This is a genomic window from Streptomyces sp. JN8, assembly GCF_055808075.1.
Window position 1 is genome coordinate 7,612,074 of record NZ_CM147852.1, and the last position, 15,346, is coordinate 7,627,419.

The window sequence follows — 15,346 nt, forward strand, 5'->3', positions numbered from 1 at the left end:
ACATGTCCGACCTGCTCCGCGCCCCCGCCGAGATCAAGTACGCCGAGGAACTCGACTGGCTCGAGTCCGTCGACGACAGCCCCAAGCCGTTCTCCTGGCGCCTCTCCCCGAAGATGGTCCGCCTCTTCATCCTCGGCTCCGAGCGGGCCGACGGCCTGGACCGGGAGGTGACGCAGAAGTGGTTCGGCGACCGCAGCTTCGTGGAACGCTCCATCGTCACCCTCGCCTCCGACCGCGGCCTGCTCCTCATCGGCGACCCCGGCACCGGCAAGAGCTGGCTCGCCGAGCTCCTCTCCGCCGCGATCAGCCGCAACTCCACCCAGGTCGTCCAGGGCACCGCGGGCACCACCGAGGACCACATCAAGTACTCCTGGAACGTGTCCATGGTCATCGCCAAGGGCCAGTCCCGCGCGTCGATGATCCCCTCGCCGATCATGACCGCGATGGAGACCGGCACCATCGGCCGCTTCGAGGAGCTCACCCGCTCCACCAGCGACGTCCAGGACGCCCTCATCTCGATCCTCTCCGAGAAGTACATCTCGGTGCCGGAACTCGACAGCGCGGGCGGCGAGAACATCGTCTTCGCCCAGCCCGGGTTCTCGATCATCGCCACCGCCAACAGCCGCGACCGCGGCGTCAACGACCTCTCCTCCGCGCTCAAGCGCCGGTTCAACTTCGTCCGCATCCCGGTCGTCACGAACAAGAAGAGCGAGGCGGAGATCGTCCGCTTCCGCACCGAGGAACTGCTGCGCCGGCACGCGATCGAGCTGGACGTGCCGCCCACCCTCCTCGACGTCCTCCTCCAGAGCTTCGCCGACCTGCGCGCCTCCGCCGCCGCGGCCGGCAGCGACGACGAGAAGCTGGAGTCCGCCCTGTCGACGGCCGAGCAGATCGGCGTCCTGGAGGACGCGGTCCTGCACAGCGACTTCTTCGGCGAGCGCACGCTGACGGCCCGCGCCCTCGCGTCCTCCCTGGTGGGCACCCTCGCCCGCCGCGAGCCCGAGGACCTGGCCATCCTCAACAAGTACCTGCACGGCGTCGTCGAGCCCCGGGGCAAGGAGCAGGGCGGCTCCTGGCCCGAGTTCCTCGAAGGCGGCCGCGAGGCGATCGCGAAGCTGGCATGAGCGACACGTCCGAGAGGCCCGCGAGCCCCTCCTTCGCCGCCCTGCGCGGACAGCTCCACGACGCGGCGGCCGAGTTCGCCGGCGGCCGGGACGCGCTGGAGGAGATCCTGCTCGGGATGGTCGACGACGTCGACCGGGCGGCCGCCGAACCGCTGGAGATCTTCCCGGTCTGCCACCACTCGCCCGCCTCCGCCCTCGCCATGGCGAGCCGGCTCCGCGAGAAGCAGCCCAAGGTCGTGTACCTGGAGCTGTGCGAGGACATGGCGCCGCTCCTCACCGAACTCCGCAACTGCCGGCTGCCGGTGGCCGTGCAGGCCTTCGCGAGCGAGATCGACGGCTTCCCGCCCGACTGGGCCCCGCTCTCGGTCGTCGCCCCGATCACCGAGGCCTCCGCCGAGTACCAGGCCATCGCCTACGCGCTCGACACCCCCGGCGTGGAGCTCGTCCTCGTCGACCGCTCGTCCGACCACGTCTTCCAGTGGGACACCCGGCGGCCCGCCGACGACGGGACCCCCGCTGCCGAGGCCGGGGCGGAGCCCGAGGCGGCCCTCCACGGGGAGGCCGTCGGCGTCGAGATCGGCGACCTCCGGCCGCGCTTCGCCGAACTGGAGGAGCACCTCCTGCGGCACGGCAGGGTGCGGCACTGGTCGGAGTGGTGGCACCAGTACGTCGAGGTGCCGCTCGGCGACAGCGACCACGACACCTACCGCCAGGTCATGTTCCTGATCGGCAGCCTGTTCCGGCGGCTCGCCCCCGGCCGGGACGACCGGGTGCGGGTCGACGAGGACCGCGAGCGTCACATGTGGACCCGGATGCGCGAGCACCTCGCCGCGACCGGCACCGACCCCGCCGACTGCCTCTACGTGTGCGGGGCCTTCCACGCGGCCAGCCGCGTGACGGAGTTCGGCATCGGCGGCACCGGCGACTTCACCGTCTCCCCGCGGACCGCCACCACCTGGCAGTACGGGCTGATCCCCTCCAGCCACGCGGCGATCGAGGCCCAGTTCGGCCTCGCGTCCGGCTCGGTGTCGATCGCCGCGACCGAGTGGGCGAAGAACCTCAAGCGCACCCGGGTGCGCCCGTACCGCCTGGAGGGCCAGGCCGGCGCGCGGAAGACGGCCGCCCGGAAGACGGCGGCGAAGCCCCCCGCGCCCGCGCCCGCCCCCGTACCGGCGGAGGACCGGCTCACCGGGTTCCTCCGGCAGCCGCCCGTCCTCCACGGCCTCGACGAGGCCGAACTCCTCGGCTGGTCGGTGGACATCGTGCGCGCCGCCCGCCGCAGCGGCTACCAGGCCTCCACCGCCGACGCCATCGCCGTCTTCGAGACCTCCATCCTGCTCGCCGGAATGCGGGACCGGGCCAAGCCGACCCCGTACGACTTCCAGGACGCGGCGGTCACCTGCATCGAGAAGGACACCGTCCCCGGCCGCCGGGACGTCCGGCGGCTCGTCGAGATCATGATGGGCGGCGACCGGATCGGCCAGGTCGGCTACGAGGCGCTGCCGCCGCTCGCCCGCGACGTGCACGACCGGCTCGCGCCCCTGGAACTGAACCTCCAGCAGCGCGGGGTGCGGCGGGCACTGCTCGACATGGCGTCCCGGCCCGAACTGCGCGCCTGCTCCGACGTCCTGTGGATGCTCCGCCGCCTGCTGCCGCCGGGCGCTGCCCGCACGGTCATGGGGGAGCGGCGCCTCGGCGAGCGCTCGATCCAGGAGTCCTGGGACCTGTCGCTCGGCACCCACCAGCGCGCCCTCATCGAACTGGGCTACGAGGGAGTGAGCCTGGAGCAGGTCCTGGAGCAGCGGCTGCGCCGCACCGCCTACGGGCCGCGGGCCACCACCGCCGAGGTCCTCGCGGCCGTCGAGGACGCCACGCTCCACCTCGGCGGCCGGCGCCTCGCCGACGAGCTGGGCGGCCGAGCCCTGGAGGTCCTCGCCGGCGAGCGCACCGTGGACGGAGCGCCGGAGGTGCTGCGCCGGGTGCGCGGCCTGCTGGCCTACTACCGGACCAGCGAGCCGGTCCTCCCGCCGTGGATCGAGTCCTTCGTCAGGGCCGGGTACGCGCACTACTGCACGCTGCTGCCGACGGCCTTCCGGGACGAGGACGCGACCGTGGGACAGGTGGCGGCGATGCTGGGCTTCCTGTTCAGCATGGAGAGCCTGGCGCTGTCGCTCGGGTGCGACCGCACCCAGCTGGAGCTCGCTGTCGCCCAGTCGCACCCGGGCGACCCCGCGAAGACCGCCCTGCTGTGGGCCGCGCAGGTCCAGCTCGGGACGCTGTCCCGGGGCGAACTCCGCGGCCGCTGCGACGAGCTCCTCGGCAACCCCCTGGTGGTCCCCTCGTACCCCCGCTACCTCAGTGGCTTCGTGCACGCGCTGGAACCGGTGCCGGGCCTCGCGGACGTCGTCGTGGAGGCCGTGTCCAACGCCTTCGGACGACTCCCCGACCCCGTCCTGCTGCCGTGGCTGCCCACCCTCATCACCACGCTGAGGTCGAACGCCGCCGATCTGGCCCCGCTCCTGATCCGCGAGGCGGGCCGGATCTTCCCGGCCCGGCTCGCGGCCCTGGACACCTGGGTCTCGCCGTGGCTCGCGCACCCGGCGGCCCCGGCGCCGCCGGGCGCCACCACGGTCCGCGGCGCGGCGTTGCTCCCGCGGCATCCCGACACCTGCGACGCGCTCGCGGACCTGCTGGGCGTCACGGACGGGTGGGGCCCGGCGGGCGGGCCGTCCGAGGACCCGGCGGGAGCGGCGCTCCTGTTCGCCCACCGCGCGGCCTGCGACGCGGTCGCGGACCTCCTGGGCTGCGACGGGTCCTGGGCGGCGGGGGCCATGACGGCGGGCGCGCCGCCCCTCACGGCCCGGCACCCGGCCACGGCGCACGCGGTCGCCGCGCTCCTCGCGACGCCGTGACGGCGCACCGCCCGCCGCCCGGCCGCCGGCCGGTGCGGTCGGGCGGGAGGCGGGCCTCGGGTCAGCGGTCGAGAGCGTCCAGGACCGTCCCGAGGTCGACGAACTTGAAGCCGGTCGCGGGGCGGTCGCCGTCGCCGGGGGTGTCGTGGCCGTCCTGCACGACCAGCAGCCCGTTCGGGTACTTCGGGCCGAGGGGGGCGTTCAGGGCGGCGGCGCCGTCGCACTCCTCGGACCCGTCGAGGACCCCGCTCGCGGGCCCGACGCGGAAGCCGCCCTCGTACTCGTTGCGGTCGGCGAGCTCCCGGTCGTAGGCGGCGAACGTGTCGTCGCCCTGGCTGGAGGCCAGCAGGTGGCCGTCGCCGCCGCGCTCGGTCACGAGCGTCAGCCCCTCGACGTCCGAGGAGATCCGGGTGCCGCCGAAGCCGGGGTCGGCGCCCGGCGTGCACTCCTCGGTCTCCTCGTCGTAGACGCCGGGGACGCCGTACTCGCGGACCCGGTCGACCAGCTTCGGGGTGCCGGTGAGGTCGGCGCGGAGACGCCAGATCCCGACGTCCTCCTGGCCCGCGTACAGGATCCCGTCGGCGGGGTCGACGACCATGCCCTCGACCTGCGGCTGTTCGCCGGGCTCGCCGCACGGGGTCCACGACGTGCCGTTCGGCAGCCGGAACGAGGCGGGCAGCTCCAGGGTGCGGATCGTGCGGTAGGAGACCTTGCCGCCCGCGGTCGGGAGGAGCCTGAGCAGGGTGACGGCGGTCCGCTCGCGCCGGCTGACCAGGGCGTAGGCCGTGCCGGACGCCGGGTCCGTCCAGGTCGCGAGGCCGTACGCGGTGCGCTGGTCGTTGATCTCGGCCTGGTCCCGCGAGAAGACGGCCGGGGCGGCGGGATCGGTGACGTCGGTCAGCGGACCGCCGGCGCGGTCGCGGTCGATGCGGTAGAACCGCAGCCGGTCGTGGCCGCGGTCGCTGGTGACGGCGAGGTCGGCGCGCCCCGAGGAGAGCCGGAGGCCCTGGACGAGGTCCACGTTGTTGAACCGGCCGGGGGCGTCGTCGGGGCCGGCCGCGGGCGGCGCCGCGATCGACTGGACCGGTCGCGCGTCGAGGTCGTAGACGCGCAGCCCGCCCTCCTTGGCGGTCGCGACGACGAGGCTGCGGGCGGGGGCCGCGGGGTTGCGCCAGATGGCGGGGTCGTCGGCGTCGGCGTTGCCGCCCGCCTCGTCGTCGTGCAGCACCGGGGTCTCCGCGCGCGGCACCACGACCGGCAGGGAGCGGGCGGGTCCGTGGTGGCGGGCGTCGGCCCGGGCCGGCACGGCGAGGGCGGCCGCGGCGAGCGCCGTGGCGACGGCGAGCACGAGCGGTCGGGCGGTACGGGGGCGAGTCACGCAGGTCTCCTCTGGAGGGGGCTCGTACGACCTGCGCGAGCGTGCTGCCCTTCCGTGTCCGCCCGGCGGCCACCGCCCGGCCGGAGCCGCGAAGTCCAGGTGTACGCGCGGTGAACCGGGCACGGGCAGCGGCCCGGTCCCGGGGCCTGTCCTCGCACTCCCGTCTGCCCTCGGGGCGACGACGGGAGTGCGACGACACCCCCTAGGTGTCGTCCGCTCGGGGCGGGCCCTGTCGGCCCGTTCGGTCGCCGGGCGGAGGGGCGACCGCGGGCGGCGTGCGGCCCGGGGCCGGATCGGCAGCCCGGCCCAGCAGTTCGGCGAGACCGGCGCGGGTGGCGGCGACCACGACGCGGTCCCCGGGGTGGAGCACGTAACCGGGGTGGAGGTCCCAGAGCAGCCCGGAGGGCTCGGCGGCGGACCGGCGCGGACCGCCGGCGAGCTCCGGCGCGTTCCGTCCGTCCGCGTCCTCCGCGGGGTCCGGCCTGCTCGTGTCGAGCGCGAGGATCCGCCAGGCGCCGGGGCGGAAGGCCTCGGCCACCGTGCGGCCCGCCAGCCGGGGCTGGTCGGCGATGTCCAGGGCGGCGAAGACCAGCACCCGGCGTTCGACGGCGATCGCGCCGAGGATCTGACGGCCCATCATCGCCGTGGCGAAGGCGGGTGCGGCGAGCGTCGACACGCTGCGGCTGCGGGTGAGCGCGTCGGGGTGGGCCGCGCGCAGCGTGCGGTAGACGGTCGTCGCGAAGTCGTCGTCGTACAGGCGGAGGGCCACGAGGAGGTCGGGGTTGAGCGGGCGGGCGCACAGGGCGGCTTCGAGGTTGGTGGTGTCGGCGCTGGTGAGGGCGAGCAGCGCGCGGGCCCGGTGGATCTTGGCCGCCTCCAGGACTCCCTCCTGGGTGACGTCGCCGAGGACGACGGGCACGCGCAGGGTGCGGGCGTGCGCGATGCCCCGGGCCTCCGGGTCCTCCTCGACGCACACCACGGGCACGCCCAGCTCGTGGAGCTGGACGAGGACGCGCGTGCCGATGCGTCCGAGGCCCAGGAGGACGACGTGTCCCGACAGGCCCCGCGGCGGCCGTCGGAGGGCGGCGGCGCTGCGGTAGGCGCCGAGGGCTTCGAGGGATCCGGCGATCAGCAGCGGCAGCAGGACGAGGCCGAGCAGGCCGGCGAGGATCTGGAGGACCTGGCGGGCGGTGCGTTCGCCGACGGCGGGGTCGCCGATCGCGAACAGGTCGAGGAGCGTGAGGTACGCGGCGTGCAGCAGGTGGTCGCCGGTGGTCACCCAGGACGTGACGGCGAGCGCGGCGACCGCGCAGCAGACACCGGCGAGCGCCCAGCGCACGCGGGGGGAGAGGAGTTCGCGGGGCGAGGCCCCTCGGCTCTCCCGGCGTCGGGGGAGGGCCGGTTCGTGACTGACGGCCTCCAGGACGACCGTGCCGTGGCCGGCGGCGGCCCGGACCTGCTCGTCGTCGGGCAGCAGCCGGGGTGCGAGCCGGCCGCTGCGGTCGGAGCCGTCCGCGCCGGCGGGGTCGTGCGTCGTCGAGGACAGCAGGGCGAGGGTGACGGGGCCGGGGGCCGCCTCGTTCCCGCCGGGGCGGCCGGTGCGCCGCTCCGCGGGGGCCCGTTCGGCGGCGCGCAGCAGCAGTCCGTCGGCCTGGACGATCTTGCGGGTTCCGGTGACGGCCGTCGCGGCGAGCGCGGGGGCGGCGGTGTCGGCGTCGGACAGGACGATCGTGGTGGCGTCGTGGCCGTCGCCGGTCCCGCGTCCGCCTCCTGCGCGGTGCGTGGTGTCGGCCGTGTCCTGTTCCTCGGCCTGGCCGCGGGCCTGGTCGAGGAGTTCGGCCATCCGCCGGCCGAGGTTGCGGTTGTACATCCGGAGGACGAGGCGGATGTGCGGGTTGAGCCGGCGGGCCAGGAACGCGGCCCGCATGTTCACCTCGTCGTCCTCGTAGAGCAGGGCCAGTGCCTGGGCCCGGCGTACGCCGGCTTCGGAGAGGGCCGTCTCGTCGGGCGGCGTGCGGTCGCTCGCGCGGACGCGTACGCGCGGCCCGTCCGTGTCCGGGCCGCTGCCGGCGGGCACGAGGAGGACGACGTCCTGCCGGTACACGTCGGCCAGCTCGGCGGCGATGCGGTGGGCGAGCGCGTCGTCCCCGCAGACGACCATGTGCCCGTTCCTCGGGGGAAGGGGCCCGTCGGGCGGCGTGCCCGTGCCGGTCTCCCGGCGCACGACCTGACGTGGTACGGCGGTCATGAGCGCCTCTCGTCCCCGTGCCGAACCGGTCCCGGTCCCGGTCCGCGTCCCCCTGCTGGTTCCGGCCCGCGCGGGCGGAACCGCCCCCCACCCTCCCAGCCCCCGCCCCACCCCACCATGGGTGCCACCACCCATCTCCCAGAATCCCCCCCCGGATCGCTAAGGGATCCCGGGGAACACCCGAGGGAAACGGACCAAAGATCGCTAAGAAGCCATCTCAATTGGTTGGCACGTCTCGGCGATGCCTTTCGGCGAGCTTGACCGTGATGCGAGACTTGCGGGATGGACATGGGACGTGAGTCTCGGTGGGAGAAGGACGCCATGACGGTGGAGATCGTTTTCGCTTTGGTGACTGCCGTCGCGCTGGCTGCGGCGGTCTTTGCCGTAGCCCTGCTTCCTGCCCTGGCTCTCGGGGTCTCTAGTGGAGGGGGAAAGGCCACGCTGACAGGGGGTGCCCTGCTTGGAGCGTCGGCCGGAGTGTGGCGTTTGGTGCGGGTACTGCTCCGCTTTGACGCGCAGCGCCGTAAGGGGCGCTGAGTGCGGGTCTCCTTCGGTCGCTAGCCTGCCGACGTGGGGATTGTCGAACGGTTGGTGCCTGACGAGTTGTGGGCGTTGTTCCAGCGGGTGGTGCCCGATGCTCCTGTCCGGCCTCAGGGTGGTGGGCGACGTCGGCACGGCGACCGGGAGGTGCTGGCGGCGATCGTGTTCGTGGCCACGTCGGGCTGCACGTGGCAGCAGCTGCCGACAGCATCCTTCGGTTTGTCAGGGGCGACGGCCCACCGACGGTTCAGTGAGTGGTCGAAGGCCCGGGTGTGGGCCAAGCTCCACCGCGTGATGCTCGACGAGCTCGGTGCCCGCGGCGAGCTGGACTGGTCCCGCTGCGCGATCGACTCGGTGAACATGCGGGCGATGAAAAGGGGGATCTGACAGGTCCGAATCCTGTCGACCGGGGCAAGTACGGCTCGAAGATCCACCTGATCACCGAGCGGACCGGTCTGCCCATCTCCGTCGGAATCTCGGGCGCGAACCTGCACGACAGCCAAGCCCTGATCCCGCTGGTGAAGGGCATACCCCCGATCCGCTCCCGCCGCGGCCGACGCAGACGCAAGCCCGGCAAGCTCCACGCCGACAAGGGCTACGACTACCGCCACCTGCGGCAATGGCTCTCCGGCCGAGGCATCCGCCACCGCATCGCCCGCAAAGGCATCGAGTCCTCTCAGCGGCTCGGACGGCATCGGTGGACCATCGAGCGCACCATGGCCTGGCTCGCCGGCTGCCGCCGCCTCCACCGACGCTACGAACGCAAAGCTGACCACTTCCTCGCCTTCACCAGTCTTGCCTGCACCCTCATCTGCTACCGCAGACTCACCAAATGAGATGACGTCTAAGGGATCCCGAGGGAAACGGACCGGAGATCGCTAAGGGATCCCCGGGAACACCGGAGGTGAACGGGCCGCAAGCGGCCAGGAACACGGACGACCCGTGGGCCTGGTCCCGTCCGCTCGAGTTCGGACGGGAGCCGGCCGGATAACCGGCGGCCCACGGGTCGGGTGACTGCGTGGTTTTCGGCAGACGACCTGCCGAGGTGCACAGAGTGCGACGGCAGGCCGTTAGCCCGCAGTCACCTCACGAATCCGAAAAGAAACCATGTTCTCGGATCACCTCCTTTCAGCGTGTGACCACAGCCTAGGAAAGGCCGCGGCGGCGCTCAAGCGATTTATTCGAGGGTTCTCCGAGCCGGGTCAGGGACGGCCCAGTTCCGCCGCGACCAGTGCCGCCGCGTCGGCCACGAGGGCGTCGACGGGTGCCGCGTCCTCCGTGAACCGCGTGGACAGCACGGTGAGCACGACCGGCCCGCCGTCCGGCTTCCAGGCGACGCCCGCGTCGTTGTTCCCCCCGTAGCGGCCGCCGCCGGTCTTGTCGGCGAGGATCCAGTCGGCGGGCAGTCCCTTGCGGAACCGCTCGGTGCTGGTCGTGTTCGCCAGCATCCACGCGGTGAGCCGTTCCCGGTCGTGCCGGGGGAGCGCGGTGCCGAGGATCAGGCGCCCGTAGCTCCGGCCGACGGCCCGGGGGGTCGTGGTGTCGGTCTCGCGCCAGGGCTCGGCCGAGTTCAGCTCGGGCTCCCAGCGGTCCAGGCGGGTCGTGGGGTCCCCGATCGAGCGGGCGAAGCGCGTGACGGAGGTCGGGCCGCCCAGCTCGCGGAGGAGCAGGTTCGCCGCGGTGTTGTCGCTGAAGCGCAGCGTGGCGTCGCAGAGCTCGGAGACGGTCAGGCCGTGGGCGATGTTCTCGGCGCGTTCCGTCACGGGGGACCAGCCGGAGCGTTCGACCTGGTCCGCCGTGTAGCGGATGCGCCGGGCGAGGAAGGAGCCGTCCCGGTCGAGGTCGCGCAGGACGGCGGCGACGGCGAAGGTCTTGAAGACCGAGCACATGGGGAAGCGCTCGTCGGCGCGGTACGCGACGGAGCGGCCGGTCCGCACGTCGTGGGCGTAGACCCCGAGCCGTGCGGCGTGCCGTTCCTCCAGCTCGCGGAGGCGCGCGAGGAGGCTCTCGGCGCCGGGCGACGAGGCGGACGCCGTCCCGCCGAGCGGTAACGCGACGGAGAGGGCGGCGCCGGCCCCGAGGCCGAGGACGCCGCGACGGGACGGATGGAATCGGGTGATGGACAAGGTGTTTCCCTTTCCCGAGCGATCACTGCACAGGGAGACACGCGCAGGCACCCCCGGCCGGTTTCGACCGGCCGCACCCGCTGGTGATCGCGGCCGCCTCGGGAAGCCCGCGCTCCTTCCACCGGGGGACGGCGGGGGACGGTGGATCAGGTCTGCGGCACGTCCGCGGCGGATCGCAGTCAGATGGACCCCGGGTGTGCGTCAGTCGGTGCGGAACGCCCAGGACTCGATGTCGCGGTACCGGATCGGCCCCGGACCCCGCCCGAAGTCGCTGCCGACCAGGTGGAGCCGCTCCGCGGGCCAGCTGCGCCCGGCGAAGCCGGTCAGCCCGGCGGCCAGGACCGCCGCGCTCGACGGGTCGTCGCGGCGGGCGCGGGCCAGCGTCAGATGGGGGCGGAGCGGCCGGTCCTCGAAGGGGATGCCGCACGCGGTGACCACACCGCGGACGTCGGCGGCCAGCCGGTGGAGCGCGTCCAGGTCGCCGTCGATCCCGCTCCACAGCACCCGCTCGTCGAAGTGCCCGCCGCCCCGCAGGGACAGCTCCACCGGTCCGCGCGACGCGGCGAGGTCCGCGAGCGGCGCCCGCAGCGGCGGCACGGCGGCGACCGGCAGCTCCCCGAGGAAGGCCAGGGTGATGTGCCAGTCCTCGACGCGGTTCCACCGCATCCGCGGGTGGGTCTCGTACGCCGGGCCGAGCACCCGCTCCAGCTCGTCCTTGGCCTCGTCGGGCGGTGCGAGGGCGACGAAGACGCGCACCGTCGCCGCCCGGTCCGGCCCGCCCGCACCGGGCGCCGTGCCCGGCCTTCTCCGCACCTCGGCCATGTCCCGTTCCCCGCTCACGCCGCCCGTCGTCCTCGCCCGGCCCCTTCCGGGCCCGGCGGGGGCGGTCGTTCCTGACGTGAGCGTACGCGCCGACCGGGCCGGACCCGCCGGGGGCCCCGGCCCGCCCGCGTCCCGCGGTGCGCGTCCGGGCCGGTGCGCGGACCGCTGCCGGGAGCACCCCGCTCGCCGGGCGGTCCGCCCCGCGGTCACGTAGGGTCGTGCTGCCACTACGACAACGGCGGTGGTACGACGAGGACGGACCCTCGTCGCCGCAGGCGCGGGCGGGGGCGCGCCGCCCGACCGATCCGGGGTGCCCCGTGACAGGACAGTTCGAAGCGACGTTCGAGGTGGACCGGCCGGTGGAGGAGGTCTTCGCCTTCCTCTCCGACGGCCGCAACGACCCCGAGTTCAGCCCCCGGGTGCTCGGGATCGAGCGGGTCCCGGAGGGCCCGACGGCCGTCGGGACCGTCTTCCGGAGCACGGTCAAGGACGCCGGGATGAAGACGCGGAGGGAGTTCCGCATCACCGCCCTCGAAGCCCCCGTGAAGCTCCGCTGGGCCGAGGAGTCCAAGAACCTCGTCACGGCCCGCGAGGGCGGGTACGACCTGGAACCGCTCACCGGCGGCCGGACGCAGGTGCGGATCTACAACGTCCTCGAAGGCCACGGCCTCGGCAGGCTCCTCACGGGCCTGGCGCTCTCCGCCGCCCGCAAGGACGCCCCCGGCTTCGGCGCCCGGATCAAGGCGGCGGCGGAGGCGGGGATCGCCCCGCGCTGAGGCGACGGGCGGCCTACCGGTCCGCGTCCCTCTGCCGCGGGACCCGCGCACCGCGCGGAGCCCGCGGCGGGGCGCTGAAGCGGACCGGGACGCCCGGCGAGTAGAGGACGCTGACGGGCGGCCCGGCGGGCCGCTCCAGGCCGGCGGCGGTGAGCAGCGTCTCGTCGCAGTCGAGCAGCCGGGCGCGGTGCAGGGGCCAGCGCGGGTGGGTGTTCGGGAGGTAGAGCGGCCGCCCGCGGAATGAGCTGTGCATGCCCCAGCGGGCGGTCAGGAAGTGTTCGAGGGCGGTGGGCTCGGCCACCGGTTCACCGACCTCCACGCTGATCGCGCTGCGCGCGCCGCGCGGACCCGGCCAGCGACGACTGCTCGTGTAGGTCACGGTGGGGCCGTCGCTCCGGACGCTCATCCTGGACCAGACGTACGGGATCCGGAACGCCCACCGGCCGACGGCCACCGGGATGAGGCGCGACGCGTCGAGGGAGCGGAAGACGACGCCCCGGCGTCCGTGGGCGTCCACGGAGTACAGCCGGACGTTCGTCTCGGGGAAGGACCCGAGGTAGGGGACGCCGGGGAGCCGGAACCAGCCGACCCGGTGCATGCGGAAGGCGACCAGGCCCACGTAGGTGACGCCGTCATGGGTGTCGGGCACGGTTCCGGCCGGCAGGAGCGGGGCCACGTCGGCGGGGTCCGCGGCCCAGTGCAGGAACGCCAGGTCGAGCCAGGACTGGGTGAGCAGGGTGCGGTCCGTGCGGTGCGGCGGGTCGGCCGATATCGGCTCGGGGAGCGCGGCGGGCTGCGGCGGCATGCCGACAGTATCGGGCACCGCGCACGCGGAGGTGGCCCTCCACGGATGTGTGGAGGGCCACCTCTTCAACGGGCGCCGGGGGCACGGACGACCCCGGCGTTCGTGGTGGTGCGGTTACGGCGTGACCTTCAGGAGCTTGTTCGCGGTGCCCGCGGAGGCGTTCTTGATGGCGTCCGGGGTGGCCGCACCGGTCAGCGCGGTGGCCGTGTCGGCCGGCGTGGCCGACGGGTTGGCCGCCAGGTAGAGGGCGGCGGCACCCGCGACGTGCGGGCTGGCCATCGACGTTCCGGAGATCGTCTTGACGCCGGTGTCACTGTCGTTCCAGGCCGAGGTGATGTCCGAGCCGGGAGCGTAGATGTCGACCACGGACCCGAAGTTCGAGAAGTCCGACTGCTGGTCGTCCTTGGTGCTGGAGGCGACGGTCAGCGCCTCGGGCACCCGCGAGGGCGAGCCCTGGCCGGCGTCCGAGGACTCGTTGCCGGCGGCCACCGCGAAGGTCACGCCGGAGTCGATGGCCCGCTTGACCGCCGCGTCCAGGGCCTCGTCGGCGCCGCCGCCGAGGCTCATGTTGGCGACCGAGGGACCCGAGTGGTTCTCGGTGACCCAGTCGATGCCCGCCACGACCTGCTCGGTGGTGCCGGAGCCGTTGTCGTCCAGCACGCGGACGGCGACGACCTTGGCCTTCTTGGCGACTCCGTGGGAGGTGCCGGCGATGGTGCCCGCCACGTGCGTGCCGTGGCCGTTGCCGTCGTCGGCGGACTGGTCGTTGTCCACGGCGTCGAAGCCGTGGGTGGCCCGGCCGCCGAAGTCCTGGTGCGAGATGCGGACGCCGGTGTCGATGACGTACGCGGTGACGCCCTCGCCGCCGTTGTCCGGGTACGAGTACTTCTGGTCCCCGGCCGTGTCGGCCTGGTCGATCCGGTCCAGGCCCCAGGACGGGGGCTGCTCCTGGGTCTCCTTGATGCTGAAGCGCTTGTTCTGCACGACGGTGCCGACCGCGGGGTCGGCGGCGAGGCGCTTGGCCTCGTCGACGGACAGGTCGGACGCCGAGAAGCCGTTCACCTCGGAGCCGTAGGAGCGGACGAGCTTGCCGCCGTACTTCTTGGCGAGGTCCGCCTTGTTCGCGGATGCGTCGAGGATGACGACGAAGCTGCCCTCGACGGCGCCCGGGGCGCCGAGTCCGTGGACGGTGCCCTCGGCCGGAGTGGCCGCTCCGGCCAGGTTGCCCGCGAACAGCGCCGCGGCGGCCGCGGCCGCCGTGCCTGTGGCTATGGCCGCGTTGCGAAGTCCGTGGGATCGCTTGTGAGTTGCCATGAAAGTGGATCTCTCCTCGTGTTGACGTGTGGGGCGTCAAACGTTCGAGAGAACCCTGTTCGGATTGGCAGGAGCAAATCAAGACCGAACCCGGGGTAAAGCGATATTCAACAAGGTTTCTTAAACAGCTCTCCGCATCGCCTTCACGACCCACACGGCCCCTGGCCAAGTCCTCCCTGAAACGGTCACGTTCGACGTGACGGCGATCCCGGAGACGATCGGCACGCCTCCGAACTCCCGCTCGCGCCCCCGCTGTCTGTGCCGTTGGCGCGTGCCCAGGCGCGGACGGTGCCGGTGTCGACCGGCGGCCGGTCGTTCTCCTCGGTGACGGGCACGCGGCCGCGGAGCCGGGACGCGGTGAAGGAGGGCCCGCCGGACAACAGGTCCGCCGGGAACAGCGGGACGCGCAGCGTCCCGCCGAGCACCTCGACCAGCAGCCGCGTCAGCGAGCCCCGGTAGGTGAACCACGGAGCGCCCAGCCGCTCGCTGACCGCGATCGGCCACCGCTCGGGGTCCTCACGGGGCCGGGTCATCCAGAACAGGTACGCCCCCGATCCCGTGACTCCCATGGCCAGGAGATCCTCCGTGGCACAGGGCGGGCCCTCCCGGTGACGTGCGCCGGCGGCCCGGACCGCGTCGAGCTGCGTCCGCAGCCGCGCGGGCACGGGACCGGTCAGGTCCACCCACTCGCTGAGGGCACCCGTCCGGTACAGGGTGAGGAAGTCGCAGAACTCGCCCGGCCCGTAGGCGGCCACCAGTTCCTTGTAGTCCCTGGGCAGGCGCACGCCCAGCTCCCTCTCGGCGCGCGACCAGTCGGGCGCCGCCGGGACCACGGAGGGAGGCGGGCACAGCGCGGTCAGCGCCGCGAGATCGAAGGGAGCGGTCACCGGGCCGGCCTACTCCGGAGGAGCCCCGCCCCGGACCGGTCCCCGGCGGCGCACCTCACTGCGTCGGTCCCTCTGCGGACTCCGGCTCCGGGGCGTAGCGCTCCAGGAACCCGTCCTCCGGGAGGTCGGCCGCGTGGAGCAGGGAGAACACCTCCGTCCCCGCGCCCACCTCCTCGTCGGCGTCGTCGGTGATCCGGTAGGCCTGCACGAGGTCGAGGAGCTCGAAACCCCTCTCCCCGGCGTAGGCGGCCGCCTCCCGCTCCGCCAGCTCGACGGCCTCGTCGAGGGAGCGCGCCCGGAACAGCACGACCCGTTCCTCGTACGGGCTGTTCTCCCAGCCCACCCACCGGTGGAAGGTTCTGACGCCGTACCACGCCTTCGGCTCGTGTCTCATGATCGTTCCGCCCCGTCCGC

General features: G+C 73.7%; 13 protein-coding genes. 5 read left to right on the forward strand and 8 right to left on the reverse strand.

Features of this window, described 5'->3' with window-relative positions; translation table 11 throughout:
- Positions 1–2 precede the first annotated feature (2 nt).
- Together ACY0MR_RS33475 and ACY0MR_RS33480 are read left to right on the forward strand one after the other, a co-directional pair.
- Positions 3–1,124 (forward strand): ATP-binding protein, encoded by a 1,122-nt coding sequence (locus tag ACY0MR_RS33475; RefSeq protein WP_361860261.1) that lies wholly within the window; start codon positions 3–5, stop codon positions 1,122–1,124.
- Positions 1,121–4,036 (forward strand): DUF5682 family protein, encoded by a 2,916-nt coding sequence (locus ACY0MR_RS33480; RefSeq protein WP_473557198.1) that lies wholly within the window; start codon positions 1,121–1,123, stop codon positions 4,034–4,036. Before ACY0MR_RS33475 ends, ACY0MR_RS33480 begins: the two co-directional genes overlap by 4 nt.
- A 61-nt stretch (positions 4,037–4,097) precedes the next feature.
- On the opposite strand, the gene ACY0MR_RS33485 is transcribed toward ACY0MR_RS33480, so the two are convergent.
- Positions 4,098–5,414 carry a phytase gene (locus ACY0MR_RS33485; RefSeq protein WP_392044394.1) on the reverse strand — a complete coding sequence of 439 codons (1,317 nt, stop codon included), beginning with the start codon at positions 5,412–5,414 and terminating at the stop codon, positions 4,098–4,100.
- A gap of 202 nt (positions 5,415–5,616) precedes the next feature.
- Positions 5,617–7,575: an NAD-binding protein gene (locus ACY0MR_RS33490; protein WP_473561963.1), complete on the reverse strand. Its 1,959-nt coding sequence runs from the start codon at positions 7,573–7,575 to the stop codon at positions 5,617–5,619.
- A gap of 369 nt (positions 7,576–7,944) precedes the next feature.
- Between ACY0MR_RS33490 and ACY0MR_RS33495 the strand changes: the two genes are divergently transcribed.
- Both ACY0MR_RS33495 and ACY0MR_RS33500 read left to right on the forward strand, forming a co-directional pair.
- Positions 7,945–8,199 carry a DUF6332 family protein gene (locus tag ACY0MR_RS33495; RefSeq protein ID WP_473557202.1) on the forward strand — a complete coding sequence of 85 codons (255 nt, stop codon included), beginning with the start codon at positions 7,945–7,947 and terminating at the stop codon, positions 8,197–8,199.
- A gap of 39 nt (positions 8,200–8,238) precedes the next feature.
- A protein-coding gene (locus ACY0MR_RS33500; protein WP_473561965.1) for an IS5 family transposase occupies positions 8,239–9,038 on the forward strand; the annotation gives its coding sequence in 2 pieces (ribosomal slippage) (positions 8,239–8,584 and positions 8,584–9,038; 801 coding nt in all).
- Between the two features lie 366 nt (positions 9,039–9,404).
- On the opposite strand, the gene bla is transcribed toward ACY0MR_RS33500, so the two are convergent.
- Positions 9,405–10,328 (reverse strand): class A beta-lactamase, encoded by a 924-nt coding sequence (bla, locus tag ACY0MR_RS33505; protein ID WP_473557204.1) that lies wholly within the window; start codon positions 10,326–10,328, stop codon positions 9,405–9,407.
- Positions 10,329–10,529: 201 nt separating this feature from the next.
- Positions 10,530–11,150, reverse strand: coding sequence for an RNA 2',3'-cyclic phosphodiesterase (gene thpR / locus ACY0MR_RS33510; RefSeq protein WP_361857534.1), 621 nt, complete (start codon positions 11,148–11,150; stop codon positions 10,530–10,532).
- 317 nt (positions 11,151–11,467) lie between these two features.
- Here thpR and ACY0MR_RS33515 point away from each other — a divergent pair, with 317 nt between their 5' ends.
- Positions 11,468–11,926, forward strand: a complete 459-nt coding sequence (locus ACY0MR_RS33515; protein WP_361857520.1) for an SRPBCC family protein — start codon at positions 11,468–11,470, stop codon at positions 11,924–11,926.
- 13 nt (positions 11,927–11,939) lie between these two features.
- On the opposite strand, the gene ACY0MR_RS33520 is transcribed toward ACY0MR_RS33515, so the two are convergent.
- The 4 genes from ACY0MR_RS33520 to ACY0MR_RS33535 all read right to left on the reverse strand — a co-directional run bounded on the left by ACY0MR_RS33520 (position 11,940) and on the right by ACY0MR_RS33535 (position 15,326).
- Positions 11,940–12,731: a YqjF family protein gene (locus ACY0MR_RS33520; protein ID WP_473557207.1), complete on the reverse strand. Its 792-nt coding sequence runs from the start codon at positions 12,729–12,731 to the stop codon at positions 11,940–11,942.
- Between the two features lie 114 nt (positions 12,732–12,845).
- Positions 12,846–14,045 carry a S8 family peptidase gene (locus ACY0MR_RS33525; protein ID WP_361857525.1) on the reverse strand — a complete coding sequence of 400 codons (1,200 nt, stop codon included), beginning with the start codon at positions 14,043–14,045 and terminating at the stop codon, positions 12,846–12,848.
- Positions 14,046–14,230: 185 nt separating this feature from the next.
- The gene (locus ACY0MR_RS33530; protein ID WP_473557209.1) at positions 14,231–14,932 is read right to left on the reverse strand and encodes an SMI1/KNR4 family protein; all 702 of its coding nucleotides are present in this window, start codon (positions 14,930–14,932) and stop codon (positions 14,231–14,233) included.
- Between the two features lie 55 nt (positions 14,933–14,987).
- Positions 14,988–15,326 (reverse strand): hypothetical protein, encoded by a 339-nt coding sequence (locus tag ACY0MR_RS33535; RefSeq protein WP_473557212.1) that lies wholly within the window; start codon positions 15,324–15,326, stop codon positions 14,988–14,990.
- Positions 15,327–15,346 lie beyond the last annotated feature (20 nt).